General features: G+C 69.6%; 17 protein-coding genes. 12 read left to right on the forward strand and 5 right to left on the reverse strand.

The window, feature by feature from the left end; all coding sequences use genetic code 11:
• Window positions 1-123 precede the first annotated feature (123 nt).
• From LGI35_RS20400 to mscL, 6 genes are all read left to right on the forward strand, one after another.
• Window positions 124-1695 (forward strand): potassium/proton antiporter, encoded by a 1572-nt coding sequence (locus LGI35_RS20400; RefSeq protein WP_227295237.1) that lies wholly within the window; start codon window positions 124-126, stop codon window positions 1693-1695.
• 411 nt (window positions 1696-2106) lie between these two features.
• Window positions 2107-3393: an MFS transporter gene (locus LGI35_RS20405; protein ID WP_227295238.1), complete on the forward strand. Its 1287-nt coding sequence runs from the start codon at window positions 2107-2109 to the stop codon at window positions 3391-3393.
• Window positions 3394-3460: 67 nt separating this feature from the next.
• Window positions 3461-3805 carry an FmdB family zinc ribbon protein gene (locus LGI35_RS20410; protein ID WP_227295239.1) on the forward strand — a complete coding sequence of 115 codons (345 nt, stop codon included), beginning with the start codon at window positions 3461-3463 and terminating at the stop codon, window positions 3803-3805.
• A 93-nt stretch (window positions 3806-3898) separates the two neighbouring features.
• Window positions 3899-4774: an S-methyl-5'-thioadenosine phosphorylase gene (locus LGI35_RS20415; RefSeq protein WP_227295240.1), complete on the forward strand. Its 876-nt coding sequence runs from the start codon at window positions 3899-3901 to the stop codon at window positions 4772-4774.
• A gap of 346 nt (window positions 4775-5120) precedes the next feature.
• Complete coding sequence (locus LGI35_RS20420; RefSeq protein WP_227295242.1) at window positions 5121-5726, forward strand: RcpC/CpaB family pilus assembly protein; 606 nt, start codon at window positions 5121-5123, stop codon at window positions 5724-5726.
• A 150-nt stretch (window positions 5727-5876) separates the two neighbouring features.
• The gene (gene mscL / locus LGI35_RS20425; RefSeq protein WP_116512500.1) at window positions 5877-6335 is read left to right on the forward strand and encodes a large conductance mechanosensitive channel protein MscL; all 459 of its coding nucleotides are present in this window, start codon (window positions 5877-5879) and stop codon (window positions 6333-6335) included.
• Window positions 6336-6342: 7 nt separating this feature from the next.
• On the opposite strand, the gene LGI35_RS20430 is transcribed toward mscL, so the two are convergent.
• The gene (locus tag LGI35_RS20430) at window positions 6343-6525 is read right to left on the reverse strand and encodes a hypothetical protein (protein ID WP_116512499.1); all 183 of its coding nucleotides are present in this window, start codon (window positions 6523-6525) and stop codon (window positions 6343-6345) included.
• 363 nt (window positions 6526-6888) lie between these two features.
• Between LGI35_RS20430 and LGI35_RS20435 the strand changes: the two genes are divergently transcribed.
• From LGI35_RS20435 to LGI35_RS20445, 3 genes are all read left to right on the forward strand, one after another.
• Entirely contained in the window at window positions 6889-7971 is a 1083-nt protein-coding gene (locus LGI35_RS20435; protein WP_227295244.1) for a P1 family peptidase, read from the forward strand.
• Between the two features lie 144 nt (window positions 7972-8115).
• Window positions 8116-9399, forward strand: coding sequence for a L,D-transpeptidase (locus tag LGI35_RS20440; RefSeq protein WP_423835771.1), 1284 nt, complete (start codon window positions 8116-8118; stop codon window positions 9397-9399).
• A 134-nt stretch (window positions 9400-9533) separates the two neighbouring features.
• Window positions 9534-10304 (forward strand): DUF6227 family protein, encoded by a 771-nt coding sequence (locus tag LGI35_RS20445; RefSeq protein WP_227295247.1) that lies wholly within the window; start codon window positions 9534-9536, stop codon window positions 10302-10304.
• A 35-nt stretch (window positions 10305-10339) separates the two neighbouring features.
• Here the strand turns inward: LGI35_RS20445 and LGI35_RS20450 are convergent, their stop codons facing one another.
• Window positions 10340-10573 carry a hypothetical protein gene (locus LGI35_RS20450; RefSeq protein ID WP_116512495.1) on the reverse strand — a complete coding sequence of 78 codons (234 nt, stop codon included), beginning with the start codon at window positions 10571-10573 and terminating at the stop codon, window positions 10340-10342.
• Window positions 10574-11608: 1035 nt separating this feature from the next.
• Window positions 11609-13249 carry a hypothetical protein gene (locus tag LGI35_RS20455; RefSeq protein WP_227295248.1) on the reverse strand — a complete coding sequence of 547 codons (1641 nt, stop codon included), beginning with the start codon at window positions 13247-13249 and terminating at the stop codon, window positions 11609-11611.
• A gap of 115 nt (window positions 13250-13364) precedes the next feature.
• Between LGI35_RS20455 and LGI35_RS20460 the strand changes: the two genes are divergently transcribed.
• The gene (locus LGI35_RS20460; protein WP_227295250.1) at window positions 13365-13616 is read left to right on the forward strand and encodes a hypothetical protein; all 252 of its coding nucleotides are present in this window, start codon (window positions 13365-13367) and stop codon (window positions 13614-13616) included.
• Between the two features lie 860 nt (window positions 13617-14476).
• Window positions 14477-14794 carry a hypothetical protein gene (locus LGI35_RS20465; RefSeq protein WP_227295252.1) on the forward strand — a complete coding sequence of 106 codons (318 nt, stop codon included), beginning with the start codon at window positions 14477-14479 and terminating at the stop codon, window positions 14792-14794.
• A 177-nt stretch (window positions 14795-14971) separates the two neighbouring features.
• On the opposite strand, the gene LGI35_RS20470 is transcribed toward LGI35_RS20465, so the two are convergent.
• On the reverse strand, window positions 14972-15736 hold the full coding sequence (locus LGI35_RS20470) for a glucose 1-dehydrogenase (protein WP_227295253.1): 765 nt from the start codon (window positions 15734-15736) through the stop codon (window positions 14972-14974).
• Between the two features lie 64 nt (window positions 15737-15800).
• Window positions 15801-16448 carry a TetR family transcriptional regulator gene (locus tag LGI35_RS20475; RefSeq protein WP_227295255.1) on the reverse strand — a complete coding sequence of 216 codons (648 nt, stop codon included), beginning with the start codon at window positions 16446-16448 and terminating at the stop codon, window positions 15801-15803.
• A 71-nt stretch (window positions 16449-16519) separates the two neighbouring features.
• On the opposite strand from LGI35_RS20475, the gene LGI35_RS20480 reads away from it, so the two are divergent.
• Window positions 16520-17779, forward strand: coding sequence for an extracellular solute-binding protein (locus tag LGI35_RS20480; RefSeq protein ID WP_227295257.1), 1260 nt, complete (start codon window positions 16520-16522; stop codon window positions 17777-17779).
• The last annotated feature ends 55 nt before the right edge of the window (window positions 17780-17834 follow it).

The following is a 17834-nucleotide window of genomic DNA, read 5'->3' on the forward strand; positions in this document are numbered from 1 at the left end:
CGGCCTCGGACGCGGTGTCAAGAACCCGGGGCCCCAAACCGCCCGAGGTCACCCTGTCGAGCGTCAAGAAAGCGTTAACGATTAGGTAAGGTAACGAAGTACCTGGTCGTTCCACGGCGGCCCGTGCACCCGTACGGGCCCTCCTGCACGACCTTCGGAGGAAGGAAACAGCCCCTGACTGTCCACCACCTCAACCAGCTCCTGCTCGTCTGTTCGCTGGTCCTGCTGATCGCCGTGGCCGCCGTGCGCATCTCCTCGCGCAGCGGTCTGCCGAGCCTGCTCCTCTACCTCGGTATCGGGGTGGCCATGGGTCAGGACGGCATCGGCAACGTGTCGTTCAGCAACGCCGAGCTGACGCAGGTCATCGGCTACGCGGCCCTCGTCGTGATCCTGGCCGAGGGCGGCCTCGGCACGAAGTGGAAAGAGATCGAACCGGCGCTGCCGGCCGCCGTCATGCTGTCGCTGGTCGGCGTCGCCATCAGCGTGGGCGTGACGGCCGCCGGGGCGCACTATGTCGTGGGCCTGGAGTGGCGGCAGGCGCTCATCATCGGCGCGGTGGTGTCCTCGACGGACGCCGCGGCCGTCTTCTCCGTGCTGCGCAAGGTGCCGCTGCCGTCCCGCGTGACGGGCGTCCTGGAGGCCGAGTCCGGCTTCAACGACGCCCCTGTGGTGATCCTGGTGGTGGCCTTCTCCACGGCCGGACCCGTCGAGCACTGGTACGGCCTCATCGGCGAGATCACCCTCGAACTCGCGATCGGCGCCGCGATCGGGATCGCGGTGGGCTGGCTCGGCTCCTTCGGCCTGCGGCACGTCGCGCTGCCCGCCTCCGGCCTCTACCCGATCGCCGTCATGGCCATCGCCGTCACCGCGTACGCCGCCGGAGCCATGGCCCACGGCAGCGGGTTCCTCGCCGTCTACCTCGCGTCGATGGTCCTCGGCAACGCGAAACTGCCGCACTGGCCCGCCACGCGCGGCTTCGCCGAAGGACTCGGCTGGATCGCGCAGATCGGCATGTTCGTCCTGCTCGGCCTGCTCGTCACCCCGCACGACCTCGTGGACGACGCATGGCCCGCGATCGTCATCGGCCTCGTCCTGACGATGGTGGCGCGCCCCCTCAGTGTCGTCCTGAGCCTTCTGCCGTTCCGGATGCCCTGGCAGGAGAAGGCCCTCATGTCCTGGGCCGGACTGCGCGGCGCGGTGCCCATCATCCTGGCGACCATCCCGATGGTGAACGGCGTCGATGACAGCACCCGGATCTTCAACATCGTCTTCGTCCTCGTCGTCGTCTACACGCTCATCCAGGGACCGACGCTGCCCTGGCTCGCCCGGAAGCTGCGGCTCGGCAGCGACTCCGCGTCCGCCGCCGACCTCGGCATCGAATCGGCGCCCCTGGAGCGGCTGCGCGGACATCTGCTGTCCGTGTCGATCCCCGAGGGGTCCCGGATGCACGGCGTCGAGGTCAGCGAGCTGCGGATGCCCCCGGGTGCCGCCGTCACGCTCGTCGTGCGCGAGAAGCAGTCCTTCGTGCCGCTGCCGACGACCGTCCTGCGGCACGGCGACGAACTGCTCGTGGTGGCGACGGACCAGGTGCGGGACGAGGCCGAGGCCCGGCTGCGGGCCGTGGCACAGGGCGGCAAGCTCGCCGGATGGCTCTCGGGGAACGGGGCCGCGGGGCGCGGACGACGGGCTCAGTAGGCGGAGAGCGGGGGCGCCGGGCGGGAACTCGGACACCGGGGCCAGAGCGGGGACGCCGTGGCGGGGACCGGGGCGCTGGAGCGGAAGCTGGGGTGCCGGGGCGGAAGCCGGGCCTCCTTGCGGGGGCCGGCGGGTGGATGGCGGGTCGATGGCCGGTGGATGAAGTTCCGCTACGCGGAAGAAAGTGGCCCGTCCGGCCGTTAGCATGGTCGGTACACACTTGAAGTTCCACCGACTCTGCCTGATGTAGAGCCGGCGCGACCGCAAAGCGGCCGCGGTTCCCTTGCATACCCTGCATGGCCCAGGCCCTCCTGGCGCGGACCCCGGTATCACTCGGTTCCCGGCGCATGAGGACGGCTCTCGGCGCACCCCACCGGGTCAGCGCTACCAGGCGGCAGAAAGGCAAGGGCCGTGCCAGAGAATTACACGGCCACGGTCACCGACAAGCGCCCGGGATACGGACAGCTGCTGCGCACCCGCGGCGCCTGGACGTTCCTGCTCCCCGGCTTCGCCGCCCGGCAGCCGTTCGCGATGCTCACCATCTCGACGGTCCTGCTCGTGCAGCACACCACCGGCTCGTACGGCACCGCCGGCGCCGTCTCCGCCACCACCGGCGTCTCCATGGCGCTGTTCGCCCCCTTCACGGGCAAGCTCGCCGACCGCTTCGGGCAGCGCGCCGTCCTCGTGCCCGGCGTCCTGCTGCACACGGCGTCCGTGCTTCTGCTGACGCTGCTCGCGCTCAGCGACGCCCCCCTGTGGGCCCTGTTCGTCGCGGCGGTCCCGACCGGCGCCTCCACCCCGCAGATCGGCCCCATGGTGCGGGCCCGCTGGGGCGTCAAGCTCCAGGGCTCGCCCCTGATGACCACGGCCGCCGCCTTCGAGTCGGTCACGGACGAGTTCACGTTCGTGCTCGGCCCGCTGTTCGCGACCGCCCTGTGCACCGGCGTGCACCCCGCCGCCGGTCTCGTCACGGAGGCGTCCCTGACGCTCGTGGGCGGCCTCCTGTTCGCCGCGCAGCGCGGCACACAGCCCCTGCCCTCGCGGTCGGCCGGCGATGTCCACGCACGCGTGGAGCACGTTTCCGCGCTGCGCGTCCCCGGAGTGCGCGTCCTGATCGTGGCGTTCCTCGGCATCGGTTCCGTCTTCGGCGGCATGCAGGTCGCCCTGGCCGCCTTCACCGAGTCGATCGGCGAGCCCGGCCTGAACGGTGTCCTGTACGGGACGTTCGCCGCGGGCAACATGCTCTCCGGCATCGTCTGCGGAGCCGTCGCCTGGAAGATCGCGCCCCAGCGCCGCCTCCTGCTCGCCTACACCGCGCTCGCCGTGACCGCCTCCGGCCTCTGGGCCGCGCAGTCCGTGCTCCTGCTCGCCGGGGTCGGCCTGCTGGTGGGCACGTGCATCGCCCCGGCCCTGATCACCGGCTACACGCTCGTCGAGAAGCTGGTCCCCCCGACCGCCCGCACCGAGGCCTTCACGTGGCTCACGGGCGCGGTCGCGCTGGGCCAGGCAGCGGCCGTCACGGTCGCCGGTCAGCTGGAGGACCGCCTCTGGGACGGCGCCGGATTCCTCGTCCCGATGGGCGGCACGGTGCTCGCCCTGCTGATCCTGGCGACCCTGCGATCCCGCCTCGTCCCGCCGTCGACAGGCCTGACCGTGGCGCGTGGCGTCGGTCACCGAGTGCCCGTGTCAGTGGACTGATCTCGCGGAATACGTCACTATGGATTGTCGTTAGCACTCATCGAGTGAGAGTGCCAGGAGGAAGCAAGTGCCGACGTACCAGTACCAGTGCACCGAATGCGGCGAGGGCCTCGAGGCGGTGCAGAAGTTCACCGATGACGCCCTGACCGTGTGCCCCAGCTGCGACGGACGCCTCAAGAAGGTGTTCTCGGCGGTCGGCATCGTCTTCAAGGGATCGGGCTTCTACCGCAACGACAGCCGCGGCTCCTCGTCGAGCAGCTCGCCGGCGTCGTCGTCCGCGAAGTCGGCCTCGGACACGAAGTCTTCGTCCTCGGACTCCAAGGCGTCCGGGTCGTCGTCCTCCACGTCGACGTCCTCGGCCTCCGCTTCGTCTTCCTCTTCGAGCTCGTCCTCGAGCTCTTCCGCCGCGTAAGGCCACTCGGCCGCTTCGGCCAAGTTCTTACGGAACCCTGTCGTCCTTTGACGACGGGGTTTTCGGCGTTCCCGGGCGGATACTGTGCCGGACATGGCGAATACAGTTCCGGGCACGGCGAACACGGCGAACACACCGGGCACGGCCGAGATCGGCGTCATCGGCGGCTCCGGCTTCTACTCGTTCCTGGACGACGTGACCGAGGTCCAGGTCGACACCCCGTACGGAGCGCCGAGCGACTCCCTGTTCCTCGGCGAGATCGCGGGCCGCAAGGTCGCCTTCCTGCCCCGCCACGGCCGCGGCCACCATCTGCCGCCGCACCGCATCAACTACCGCGCCAACCTCTGGGCCCTGCGCTCCGTGGGCGTACGGCAGGTCCTCGGCCCGTGCGCCGTGGGCGGCCTCCGGCCCGAGTTCGGGCCAGGGACGCTCCTGGTGCCGGACCAGTTCGTGGACCGGACGAAGGCCCGCGCGCAGACGTACTTCGACGGGGAGCCGCTGGCGGACGGGACCGTGCCGAACGTGGTGCACGTGTCGCCCGCCGACCCCTACTGCCCGGCCGGGCGCCGGGTCGCCGTGAAGGCGGCGCGCGGCCGCGACTGGGAGCCGGTGGACGGTGGGACGCTCGTCGTGGTCGAGGGGCCTCGCTTCTCGACCCGCGCCGAGTCCCGCTGGCATGCCTCCCAGGGCTGGTCGGTGGTCGGCATGACCGGTCACCCCGAGGCGATGCTCGCGCGTGAACTCGAGCTCTGCTACACGTCGTTGACCCTGGTGACCGATCTCGACGCGGGCGCCGAGTCGGGCGAGGGCGTGTCGCACGACGAGGTTCTCAAGGTCTTCGCCGCCAATGTGGACCGGCTGCGGACGGTGCTCTTCGACACGGTGGCGGGGCTGCCGGCGGAGGGCGAGCGGGACTGCCTGTGCGTGAGGGCGCTCGGGGGGATGGATCCGGGGATCGTGCTGCCGTAGCGGCGTGATGAACGGTGTTGAGCGGGGATGGCCGGGGCTGGCCGGCGAAGGTACGCGGCTGGGGAGGCCGTCGGCGCCGCGCCCCGGGAGGCGGGATCCGGGAGGCGCTGCCGGCGGCCCGGTGCGGTGTTCGCGCCGGCCGGGGCTGGCCGGGGCTGGCCGGGGCTGAACTTCGCCTTCGGGTGAGGGTGTTGTCCACAACCGGCGAGTAGTGCACGGGGCTCAGCGGGAATCGGCGCGGGCCTGGATCGTGGAGCGCGAGGCGGGCTTTCGAGCTTGCGCGTTCCGAGGCTCTTCGATGTTTTCCATGTCTTCCGGTGCCTCTCGATCCAGGTGGTGGTCGCCCATGTCCCCGTTCAGCACTCCCCCGACGTGCGAGGTCCCGCGTTTCGCGCCGCTGCGGGTGCGCGGCGGGCGGTGGCGGCCACGGCGGGCGGGCCGGCACCGGCGGCGGGCGGTCGCTGCGGGGCTCGCCGTGACGGCGGCGGTGCTGGTGGCCGCGGGGCCGTCGGGGGCGGGGTCCTCCGGTTCCGGGTCCACAGGTTCCGGGTCCACCGGTTCCGGGTCCTCCGGATCGGGCTCCTCGGGCTCCGAGCCCTCGGGCACCGGGCGGGAGCGGGTGCGGCGGTCGGTCGTGACGGTGTCCGCGCCGGTGCGGATCGCGGACGCGGCGGCGGTGCGACTGCTGCGGCCCGGTGACCGGGTCGACGTCGTGGCGGCGGGCGCGGGAGCCGGCTCCGGTGACGGGCGGGGATCCGGGGGCCAGGACGGCAGGGTCGTGGCGGCGGGGGCGAGGGTCAGTTCCGTGCCGGATTCCGCGGAGTCGGCGGAGTCAGCCGGCGAAGCCGCCTCGGCAGGCGGCGCCCTGGTCGTCCTGTCCGTGCCTCGCGAGACGGCGGCGCGGCTCGCCGGCGCCGGTGCCACCTCGCGGCTGGCGGTGACCCTGTGGTGATCGTTTTCGGCTGCCCGGACGGGCCGGTCCGCACGGTTTCGAAACCAAGTCCCTCGTTCGAGTCAGCGAATTGGACAGGCCCGCCAAGCGCTGTCGTAGGTTGCGGAGCTGTTTGCTCCACATCCTGCACAAGTGAAGAGAGGCCTTCTGGTGAGCGAGAAGAAGAAGCCGAGTCTGTGGGAGGGCTTCAAGGCCTTCTTGATGCGCGGCAATGTGATCGACCTCGCGGTCGCCGTGGTCATCGGAGCCGCGTTCACCAACATCGTGAACTCCGTCGTGAAGGGCGTCATCAACCCGCTGGTCGGCGCGTTCGGCACGAAGGACCTGAACGGCTACAAGTCGTGCCTGAAGGGCACCTGCCCGGGCGACGACGGCATCGAGATCCTGTGGGGCTCGGTGCTCAGCGCCACTCTCACGTTCCTGATCACGGCCGCGGTCGTGTACTTCCTGATGGTGCTGCCGATGGCCAAGTACCTCGCCAAGAAGGCGGCCCGGGACGCCGCGAAGGAAGGCGCCGCGGAGGTCGTGGAGCTGTCCGAGTTGGAGGTCCTGAAGGAGATCCGCGACGCCCTGGTGGCGCAGCGCGGCTCTGGGCACAGCGAGCAGTAGCCGCGGCTCAGAGGTGGTGGGGCGGCTTCTCGTCGAGGAAGCGTGCCAGGTCGGCGGCGCTGTCGCCGCCGGCGGTGGGCCGCTCGCCCCACCCTCGGTCCGTGTCGTCCGAGGACTGCGTGCTCAGCGGATCGTCGAAGACCAGCGCGCTCTTCGGATCGCGCGGCTCGGGGTCGGGAGCGGTACTCATGCCTCCAGCGTACGTCCGTCGGGGGGCGGGGTGCTGGGAGCGGGGTGCAAGGAGACGAGGTACAAGGGGCTGGGGACACGGGGGCTGCGGGCACAGGGGGCGGGCTGCTCGGGTTGTGGGGTCAGCTGGGGGATCGGCGCCCTTGCGGCGTAGAACCACCAGCAGACGCCGATGCACGTGACGCAGAGGGCCAAGAAGCACCTCAGGGAGCTCGTCACGGGCGAAGTTCGCGAACGTCGCCGGGGCGTCGTGGCCGCGCTCACCCTCGCCGTCGGCGTGACGGCGTCGTGAGCGTGAATGGTCACGCTCACGGGCGTGCGCGGAGGCGGCCCCGGGCCCCAACTCACGTGATACGCATGCCGTATGACGACGCCCACGCGCAATGCCCTGACCGATGTCGCCGGCCTGCGGGTCGGTCATGCCACCCGCGCCGGTGAAGGCGGCTGGCTGACCGGGACGACGGTGGTGCTCGCGCCCGAGGGCGGGATGACCGCCGCCGTGGACGTGCGCGGCGGCGGCCCCGGCACGAGGGAGACGGACGCGCTCGACCCGCGCAATGTGGTCCGGCGCATCGACGCCGTGACCCTGACGGGCGGCAGCGCCTACGGCCTGGACGCCGCGTCGGGTGTCATGGCGTGGCTGGAGGAGCAGGGCCGGGGCGTACGGGTGGGGGCCGGGCCGCGCGAGGTGGTGCCGGTCGTCCCCGCCGCGTGCGTCTTCGACCTGGGGCGCGGCGGGGAGTTCCAGGCCAGGCCCGACGCGGCTACGGGCCGCGCGGCGGTGGAGGCGGCGGCCGCTTCCGCGCCGTGCTCTCCTGTCGCGCAGGGCTCGGTCGGCGCGGGCACGGGCGCGGTGATCGGCGGGCTGAAGGGCGGCGTGGGCACGGCGAGCACGGTGCTCGACTCGGGGGTGACGGTCGCGGCGCTGGTCGTGGCCAACGCGGTGGGCTCCGCGGTCGATCCGGCGACGGGCGCGCTCTACGGGCGGTTCCTCGCCCCGGACCCCGCCGACGCGCGGGACGGCGGACCCCACGCGCGCCCGTATCCGTACCCCTCGCCGGAGACGCACGCGGCGGCGCAGGAGCGGATCGCGCAGGCCAAGGAGGAGGCCGCCGGCCAGGCGCCGCCGATGAACACCACGCTCGCCGTCGTCGCCACGGACGCGGTGCTCACCCGTTCCCAGGCGCACAAGCTCGCGGGCACCTCGCACGACGGCATCGCGCGCGCCGTCCGTCCGGTGCACCTCCTCAACGACGGGGACACCGTGTTCGCCGTCGCGACCGGCACGCGCCCGCTCGACGAGGCCGACCCCCTCGCGCTGAACGACATCCTCGCGGCGGGCGCCGACATGGTGACGCGCGCGATCGTGCGGGCGGTGCTAGCGGCGGAGTCGGTGCGAGGGCCGGGCGGGACGTTCCTCTCGTACGGGGATCTGTACGGGAGTTGAGGCACGGGGGCGCGCACCACTCGGGGCGCCACGCGCCCGGCCCGCCCGGTTCCTGGCGTGACCTGTGTCTCCGTTCACACCTTCCCGAAGGAACCTTTCCGGTCAGTTCGCCCTCTCTACACACACTGGAGTAACTGACAAATCCTGGAGTATCTCGTGACAACCCCGGACACAGCCGCGCCCCAGCAGCACCCCCGGCAGCCCGAACAGGGCCGCAGGCGTACCGCGCGGCGGGTCCTGGTGGCGACGGCCGCGGTCACCGTCGGCGCGCTCGCCCTGACCGCCTGCGGCGGCAGCGCCAACGCGGAGAACGCCGACGGCAAGAACGGCGGCACCAAGGGCAAGGGCTCGTCCGCCGCGCAGATCATGATCTCGGCCAAGGACGGTTCGACGGGTGCGTCGATCAACGCGACGGGCGTGAAGGTCAAGTCCGGCAAGCTCACCGACGTGAAGATGACGGAGCCCGACAGCGGGGAGACCGTGCCGGGCTCCTTCACCGCCAACGGCTCGGCGTGGAAGCCCAAGGAGCAGCTCGAGCGCGGGACGAAGTACCGCATTTCGGCCACCGCCAAGGATTCCGACGGGCGTACCGCCGCCGCCAACTCGATCTTCACGACGGTCACCACGTCGGGCAGCTTCATCGGCACGTACACGCCGGACGGCGGCACCACCGTCGGCGTCGGCATGCCGGTCTCGTTCACGTTCGACAAGGCGATCACGAACAAGAAGGCCGTGCAGTCGCACATCACGGTCTCCTCCAGCAGCGGCCAGCAGATCGTGGGCCACTGGTTCGGCGCGCAGCGGCTCGACTTCCGCCCCGAGGAGTACTGGAAGGCCGGCTCCAAGGTCACGATGAAGATCGACCTGGACGGCGTGCAGGGCGCGAACGGCGTGACGGGCGTCCAGAACAAGACGGTCAGCTTCACCGTGGGCCGCTCCCAGGTCTCCACGGTCGACGTCAACACCCAGACGATGACGGTCGTGCGGGACGGCAAGACGATCAAGACGATCCCGATCTCGGCCGGCAGCGCGCAGCACACCACGTACAACGGTCAGATGGTGATCTCCGAGAAGTTCGTGCAGACCCGGATGAACGGGTCGACGGTCGGCTTCGGCGGCGAGTACGACATCCCCGACGTCCCGCACGCGATGCGTCTGTCCTCGTCCGGCACGTTCATCCACGGCAACTACTGGTATCCGAAGGGCAATCCGCCCTTCGGCCGCTCCGGCACCAGTCACGGCTGCATCGGCCTCGCGGACGTCCAGGGCGCGGGCGGGGCGACGATCGCCAAGTGGTTCTACGACAACTCGCTCGTCGGCGACGTGGTGACCGTCAAGCACTCCCCCGACACCACCATCGCGCCCGACAACGGCCTCAACGGCTGGAACATGTCGTGGAGCCAGTGGACGGCGGGCAGCGCCGTCTGACGCACTCATGAGGACGGGCCGCGCGGGAACTTCCCCGCGCGGCCCGTTCGTTTCTGATTTCGAGGACATGATGTCCGACCTAGGGGCTACGGTATGCACCCACAAGGTGACATGTAGCAACGCCGGGAGATGCCTTGAGCGTTCCGTACGACACCGCAGCGTACGAGCCACCCGATTCGCACGAGTCGCATCAGCCGGACGGCACGCACCAGCCGGATGAGCACCTCGGGCGCCTGCTGGGCCGGGCCCTGAACTCCTTCGAGCTGCCCGACGAGGCCCTCGCCCGCCTCGACTGCGCGCTCGCGTACGACAGTTCGCTGCACTCCGCCCACCACAGCGCGGGCCTGCACCGCGAGACGTACCGGCACACGTGGCTGCTCGCGGACGGCAGCGCGCTCACCCTGTGGGAGCTCGTCCACAACACGATGCCCGAGCGGGGGACCCAGCACGAGGTGTACACGTCGGAGGAGGACCTCCACCTGGCGACGGACCGCCTCCCGCTGCCCCGCGAGGCCGCCCCCGACTTCGAGCTGCCGCTCCCGCTCCAGCTCCCGTCGATCCCCGAGCCGCGCCGCAGTTACGCGGCCGACGACTCGGCGGACCACGCCCGCCGCCTGCTGCGCCGCGCGGAGAACGAGGACCGCCCGGGGCCCGACACGGCAGGGCTCCTGCACACCGCGTACGCGCACCAGATCACGCAGGCGTTCGGCCGCCCACGACTCGGCTTCACGCTGTACGAGCACGCGTTCCTGCTGCACGACGGCAGCGAGATCAGTCTCTGGGAGATCGAGCACACGGCGACGCCGGACGGCCGTCACATGTGTGAGGTGTACGCCACGCAGGACGAGGCCCGCGCGGCGATGCAGCGCCGCGCCACCGGTCGCTCCCGCCCCAGCTGCGGCTAGCTGTACAAGCACCGGCCGCCGACCGCGGCCTGCGACTAACGGCGGCTGAACTGTCGTACCAGGCCCGCGAACGCATCACGCTCGTCCGGCGTCAGCGGCACGGACTCCTGAGCGGGCGGACCGCCCTGGACCGGCAGCGAGGCGAGGGGCTGCTCTGCGCCCCAGCCCACATGGCGCACCAGCCGGACGACACCGACCACCCACACCACGGCGGCGGCCGCGAGGAACGCCACGCCTATCTGCTGGAAGTACGACAGGTGTTCAGGCATGGGGCCAGTCAACACCACGGTCCGGGCCTTTGGTCCCGGACCGTGACGTATCTCGCATGAGCGGACAGTTCCGAACTGTCAGGCGGCGACCGGCACGCAGGGCGCAGTCGGAGGCCATCTACAGGGTGCAGGTGCCCGCCACGGCGAACGGGATCGCGCCCTCAGCGGTGAACGAGGCCGAACGAGGTCGAACGGAGGCCCCAGTAAAACTCCAGCAAGAGCCTTTACGAATTGGAAGTTCCTGGATCCGCACGAAAACGCTCTCATTGAAATAGTACTCTCGGCGGGATACCGAGAGAGCGTGAAAATGCGACGTCGAAAAATATAGGTATCCTGTGCGCACTAATACCCGGGGGCCATCCAGGCGTTTCGAGGGACGCACCATCCGAAGTGGCGCAGAGAACCGGACCACTTCGGCCTGAGTGCCTCACATTGGGTCGAGTAAGCCAGGCGCAGGATGCGCCCCCCAAGCTTCTCTCGCAAGTCGGACCCGCATCTTCGGCAGCGCGCCGGGCGGCCGGTCGTCGTCGCGACCTGTGGAGTCACAACCTCCACATCGCCACTTCACGGGATGAGACAAGCCGCCGGCTCGCGGAATCGCGTCGAGGAGGGGTAGCAGCTCGATGCTGTCATTGCGGTGCCCGTCGGCCGGAACTGCCTTCATGCACAGGGCAGAGCATGCCGCAAGCTGCGTAGACGTCGCGCCGGGGCTAGTGTGAATGTATGGCCAGCGCCATGGCTGATATGGACAGGGAAGGCGCCGGGCAACGGATGGTTGCGGCTCCCCCGTCTGGGGAAATCCCTGTTCTCGCACGGCCAAAGCGCTGTGGCGGTGGCCGCAGATGAAGCCATCTGCATTCCTCTATCGCGACAAATCCAACTGAGTAGGCAGCGGATGTCGTACGGGATTCACACCTCAAAGTCACTCGAGTGGTCGAGCCGCAACCTCTGGACTAAGCTGCATATGTGAGTGGCAGTCAAGGCGAACGCCTGGAGTGAAATGCCTCTGAGGGTGTGATTCCACGTATTGAAGAATCACTTTCCCTGCGGCACTCCACTTGAGGATCGGCTCTCAGAAGGATCCTCAAGCCATGGTCGGCGCTCGCGAGCACGTACTGCATGCAGCCGGCGGGTTCGCATGTCATCGCGCTGCTCGCCACAGCAGCGGCGTCGGTCGGCGCGGAGAATCCGCTGCCCCAGAGTGTGGTTGTGTACGCCGTTGGCAGGGCGCAGCCACCCACCCCAGATCCAAATCCGACATCCTCGCCAACTCCTCCGGGAAGTGGTAACCCCCTTTGAACCTCTCAGCGTCGAATATTCACCAAGCGAATATTCGGGCACTCCATTTTTAGGCGAAATGCCAGCCGCCCAGTGGGACGGTTCACCTGGTTGGAAACCGAGGGCGAGGTCTCCCATGTTCATTGCTCGAAATAGGATCGCGCGTATCGCAGGAGCCTCCTGCGCCGCAGCCCTGCTCTCTGCATCTGTTGGCGTAGCCAGCGCAGAGGCTGTATCCACGACCCAGAGCACCGCAGTTGTGCCAACACCCAACACCCCCAACACACCGAACACACCGGGTGGCGGAGGCGGAGCCAACACCCCGAACACTCCCAACACCCCGAACACACCGGGTGGCGGAGGCGGGACCAACACTCCCAACACCCCGAACACACCGGGTGGCGGAGGCGGGACCAACACCCCGAACAGCCCCAACACCCCGAACACACCGGGTGGCGGAGGCGGAGCCAACACTCCCAACACTCCCAACACCCCGAACACACCGGGTGGCGGAGGCGGGACCAACACCCCGAACACTCCCAACACCCCGAACACACCGGGTGGCGGAGGCGGGACCAACACCCCGAACACTCCCAACACCCCGAACACACCGGGTGGCGGAGGCACAGTCAACACGCCCAACACCCCGAACACCCCCAACACTCCGGGCAGGGGCCGAGTCAACACCCCCAACACCCCGAACACCCCGAACACCCCGGGTGGCAGGAACCGGTTCACCCCCAACACCCCGAACACCCCCAACACCCCGGGTGGCAGGAACCGGTTCACCCCCAACACCCCGAACACCCCCAACACCCCGAGCGGCAGGAACCGGTTCACCCCCAACACCCCGAACACCCCCAACACCCCGAGTGGCAGGAACCGGTTCACCCCCAACACCCCGAACACCCCCAACACGCCGGGCAGGGGCCGAGTCAACACCCCGAACACGCCCAACACCCCGAACACCCCGGGCAGGGGCCGAGTCAATACTCCGAATACGCCCAACACCCCGAACACACCGGGTGGCAGGGGCGGAGTCAACACTCCCAACACCCCGAACACCCCGAACACACCGGGTGGCGGAGGCAACACCAACACTCCGAACACCCCCAACACCCCGAACACCCCGGGTGGCGGAGGCAACACCAACACCCCCAACACCCCCAACACCCCGAACACCCCGGGTGGCGGAGGCAACACCAACACTCCGAACACCCCCAACACACCGAACACCCCGGGTGGCGGAGGCAACACCAACACTCCGAACACCCCCAACACACCGAACACCCCGGGTGGCGGAGGCAACACCAACACTCCGAACACCCCCAACACGCCCAACACCCCGGGTGGCGGAGGCAACACCAACACCCCCAACACGCCCAACACCCCGAACACCCCGGGTTGACGTCACCGAAGAAATAAAGATGGGGCAGCGCAACAACAGGTTGCGCTGCCCCATCTTTACGGCGTCAGGTCTCAGAGAAGTCCCCCAGGCTGCAGCAGCGCGGTGATGGCCTTCACGAGGCCCGGGGTGTTGGGGGTGTTCGGCGTGTTCGGGGTGTTGGGGGTGTTGGGGGTGTTCGGGGTGTTCGGGGTGTTGGGGGTGTTCGGCGTGTTCGGCGTGTTGGGGGTGTTCGGCGTGTTCGGCGTGTTCGGCGTGTTGGGCGTGTTCGGCGGGTTCTTCGCCTCATCCCCGGAGCCCTTCGGGGGAGCGTCCACCCGCGTGGCTGCAGTCGACGTCTGCGCCAGTTGGGGCGTCTGAGGAGTCTGCGGCGTCTGAGGAGTCTGGGGTGTCTGAGGAGTCTGAGGGGTCTGGGGTGTCTGGCCTCCCAGCAAGCTAATCAAGTTCAAGTTGTAGGACGGGCCGTTGTAGCTGTTCGAGGTGTCCGCGTGAGCGACACCCATTCCCGCAACAGCGAAGCTTCCCACTGCGGCGACGGTGATCAGAACGTGCTGGATTCTGCGCAAGGTTCTTCCCCTCGGACTCTGAGCTGTGCAAGCTCACATATCGATGCAGGGCTGCATGCTAGATAAAAACTCACATGCCGGAGGCTGGACCCCACCCAAGCGGTCAGTGTCGCCGTGAACATCACCCATTCATCTCTTTTGACGTCTAACCCAGCATCCTGCCGGGGAAGTTGTTGGCGCCGACCCGGCGTGTCAGATCGCCACCCGATGTGAATTGATTACTAGAATCTTCAGTCGTGCGCCCGGGCGCCGCCGACGAGTGGGGAATCAGATCGCCCGCGGAGTCGATGACGGACCGGATGTCCACTCCGTTCCGTCTGGCCTTGCGGCCGTCTTCCCGTTCGCCATCGCCGGCACAGTCGTGCTCGGCGACGCGACAGAACAGGCAATCAACGTGACTGCGAGCAAAGGGAGTTGAGACCTCGGACGTCCCGAACCACTGCCTGAAGGCCCTGCCTGCAACCGGCTCACGACCGTCACCCGACCGGTGCGCACGCCGAAGATCCTTACCAAAGGTCGTGCGATCCGTGAGGGACGCTGCCGAAGTCCCTGACGGACTTTCACGCGTGACGGACCCGCAGCGCCTCGCGCGGCTCTTGCCGGCGTGGGACGATAGAACAACTCAGTTCACTCGCAGATTTCGGGGTGATGAGGATGAAGAAGACGGCATTGCGAAGTGCCGGCATTGTCGCTGCGGCCTCGTGCTGTTTCGCGCTCGGCGAATGGAGCGCATCAGCGAGTGAATCAGGTGCCCTGTCGCAGAAGTCGCAGGTAGCTCCGACGAAGTCGACGCTTCGGTGCTATGCGGCGCGCAGCAGTCCGAACGAGATCACCTGCTACCGATTTTCAGCAAAGGCCGAGTTCAGGCACGGCGACATGGTCTATGTCCCCATTCTCATTCAAGTGCCTGCGCCTGCACATCCGCCGTCGGTGACCATCGTCGACAGTCTGAACGACGTTCGGCCCGAATGACACGAACGGTTCGGACGACCGACCCAGTAGCGAACGCCGGGGGGTGCCGGGGCCGTGCCCCGTACTCGGCGGCGTCGGCGAGCGCCGCCGTAGCCGTGCAGGCCGAAGGGCCCGGCTTCCTCGCGGAGAACCGGGCCCTTCGGGGGGTACCTGCCGTGCCTGCGGCACCCGCGGCGCCTACTGACCCATCACGTACTTGACCGTCGGGCCCGTGGTCCAGCCGCCGTCCACGGCGAGCTCCGCGCCGGTGACGTACGAGGAGTCGTCCGAGAGCAGGAACACGGCCGCCTTGGCGATTTCCTCCGCCTCGCCGACGCGGCCCATCGGGGTGTTCGGGTAGCCGCCGTCGCCCTGCTGGATGCCGAGCTGGGCCGTCATCGGGGTGTAGATCATGCCGGGGTGCACGGAGTTCACGCGGATCTTCGCCGTGCCCTGTTCGACCGCGGCGAGCTTGGTCAGGCCGCGCACGCCCCACTTCGAGGCGCCGTAGGAGCCGGTGAGGGCGAGGCCCATGAGGCCGGCGGCGGAGGAGATGTTGACGATGGAGCCGCCGCCGTTGTCCTTCATCGCGTTGATGGCCGTCTTCATGCCGATGAAGACGCCGGTGAGGTTGATGTCGAGGACCTTGCGGAAGTGCTCGACGGTCTCCGTCTCCAGGGGCTGGCCCGTGGAGATGCCCGCGTTGTTGACCAGGCCGTCGATCCCGCCGAACTCGGCGGTGGCGAACGCGGCGACGGCCGTCCAGTCCTCCTCCGACGTCACGTCGTGCCGCATGAAGCGGGCGCGCTCACCGAGCCCCTCGGCGAGGGTCTTGCCCTCGTCCTCCAGGACGTCGGTGACGACGACGTTGGCACCCGCCTCGACGGCACGGCGCGCTGTCTCGGCGCCGATGCCGCGGGCTCCGCCGGTGATGAGGACGGTCTTGCCGGTGAGGTTGTTCATGGGTGCTCCAGAAGAAGTCGAGGGTGGAACAGGGGAGTTCAGGGGGTGCGGGCGTGGGCGGGGGCTAGGCCGGGGCCCACGGGAAGTCGCCGAGCGACGCGAGGCACCGCGCGGCGAGCGACGCGGGCCCGAGCTCGCCGCCGGCGGGGGCGTCGCTCGCGGCCCAGGTCTCCACGCCTACGCGAATGGCCGTGCACGCGACCCCGGCGGCCATGCGCAGAGCGAGCGACGGGGGTATCCCCGTGTCACCCCCGCCCCCCATCCGCTCCTCGAGGACCGCCAGCAGCGTGGCCTCCGACGCGTGGCAGGCGGTGCCCCACACCGCTTGCAGCGCCGGGCTCTCCGCCGCCATGCGCAGCAGGGACCTGACCCACTCCAGGGATTCCACGTTCGCCGCGTCCTCCGCGGTGAGCGAGCGGGCGACCGCGTGCCGCAGCGCCTCGGGCACGGAGAGCGTGGCCGGGGCGTCGCGCACGGCCTCCGCCCACTGCTGGGCTCCTGCGGCGAGGAGCGGGGCGACCGCTTCTTCCTTGGTCGCGAAGTAGCGGTAGAAGGTGCGCGGGGCGACCCCCGCGGCGCGGGCGATGTCCTCGGCTCGGGTGGCGCGCAGGCCGTCCTGTGCGAAGAGCGCCGCCGCCGTGCGGGCGATGTCCAGGCGGGTGGCGGCCTTGCGTCGTTCCGTCAGCGTCTCAGTCGTAGAGCTACCGGGCATGAAGTCATGGTATGCCTATATGGCAGAATCTGCCACCGATCTGGCGTGCAACCAAGGGGTGGGCGAGAGCAGTGCGGCGGCGACGTTTCCTTCTTCAGACGGCCGGGCTCGCCGGCGCCGCGGCCTACGGGCTCAGCGGCTGCGGTTCCGGCTCGTCGAAGTCCTCCCTCGACCTGATGGTGGCGAGCTACGACCAGAGCGTCGGTTCCTCGATCGGCGACCAGTGGGACCAGGTCGTCAAGGCGTACAAGAAGGTGAAGCCGGACGTCACGGTCCATGTCGAGCGGATCCCGTTCGCCAAGCTGGACCGGACCCTCGCCCAGCGGGTGAAGGACGGCAAGGCGCCCGACATCGCGCAGTCCAACGTCTTCGCGACATTCGCCGAGCAGCGCAAGCTCTACCCGGTGTCGGAGCTCTTCGACATCCCCACCCAGGCCGACTTCACGCAGTCGTTCGCCCAGGCGGGCACGGCGCACTACGTCCAGTACGGCATCCCGTTCATGGCGAGCACCCCACGCCTCTTCTACAACACGGCGCTCTTCGAGCGCGCGGGCGTCTCCGCGCCCGGCTCGTGGGACGAACTGCACTCCGCGGCAAAGGCGTTGAAGGCGCTCGGCGTGAAGACGCCGTACGGGCTCCAGCTCGGTCCCGAGGCCGCCGAGGACGAGGCGCTCGCCTGGCTGCTCGCCGGCGGCGGCACCTACGCGGGCGTCACCGGCTACGACTTCGCGACCAACAGCAACATCGCGACGCTGACCTGGCTGCGCGACCGCCTCGCCGGCGAGGGCCTGGCCGGCGCCGCGCCCCAGCTCCTCGACCGGACGGCCGCGTACGAGCAGTTCCTGCGCGGGCAGATCGGCATGATGATCGCCCACCCGGTCCTGATGAACGCGGCCGACCGGGCGAAGGTCCCGTACGCGCACGCCGCGTTCCCGCAGCGGGACGGGGGCGCGGCGGCGCCGGTCGGGCTGAGCGACTGGCTGCTCGCGTTCAAGCAGAACGGCCGCAAGACCGAGTGCGGCGAGTTCCTGACGTACCTCTACAGCCGCAAGTCGGCCCGGACGTACGGGGGCGGCCAGGCGGCGCTGCCCGTGACGGCGTCCGCGTCGGACACCCTCCGCTCCGACCCGGCGCAGCGCCCGCTGTGGAAGTTCATCGACCAGATGCCGCGGGCGGAGTTCCAGCCGGTGAACCAGGCGTCCTGGCCCGACGTGCGCGCCGCGATCCGCGAGGACATCGGCTCGGCGGTCGTCCGGGGCGGCAACCCTCGCGCGGTGCTCCAGGCCCTGGACACGAAGGCGAGCCGCGCGGAGATCCGTACGGCCGGCTGAACGACGAGCTGAAACGGAAGGGGCGGGCCCCCGCGCCATTGCGCGGGGGCCCGCC

Source organism: Streptomyces longhuiensis, from assembly GCF_020616555.1.
In the GTDB taxonomy this organism is placed as follows: domain Bacteria; phylum Actinomycetota; class Actinomycetes; order Streptomycetales; family Streptomycetaceae; genus Streptomyces; species Streptomyces longhuiensis.

Coding starts and splice junctions, on each gene's coding strand:
- LGI35_RS20460 (WP_227295250.1), top strand. CDS start 13,365: ATGGCCTTCACGAGGCCCGGGGTGTTGGGGGTGTTCGGCGTGTTCGGG.
- LGI35_RS20430 (WP_116512499.1), bottom strand. CDS start 6,525: ATGAGTACCGCTCCCGACCCCGAGCCGCGCGATCCGAAGAGCGCGCTG.
- LGI35_RS20420 (WP_227295242.1), top strand. CDS start 5,121: ATGTCCCCGTTCAGCACTCCCCCGACGTGCGAGGTCCCGCGTTTCGCG.
- LGI35_RS20435 (WP_227295244.1), top strand. CDS start 6,889: ATGACGACGCCCACGCGCAATGCCCTGACCGATGTCGCCGGCCTGCGG.
- LGI35_RS20465 (WP_227295252.1), top strand. CDS start 14,477: ATGAAGAAGACGGCATTGCGAAGTGCCGGCATTGTCGCTGCGGCCTCG.
- LGI35_RS20475 (WP_227295255.1), bottom strand. CDS start 16,448: ATGCCCGGTAGCTCTACGACTGAGACGCTGACGGAACGACGCAAGGCC.
- LGI35_RS20450 (WP_116512495.1), bottom strand. CDS start 10,573: ATGCCTGAACACCTGTCGTACTTCCAGCAGATAGGCGTGGCGTTCCTC.
- LGI35_RS20415 (WP_227295240.1), top strand. CDS start 3,899: ATGGCGAATACAGTTCCGGGCACGGCGAACACGGCGAACACACCGGGC.
- LGI35_RS20470 (WP_227295253.1), bottom strand. CDS start 15,736: ATGAACAACCTCACCGGCAAGACCGTCCTCATCACCGGCGGAGCCCGC.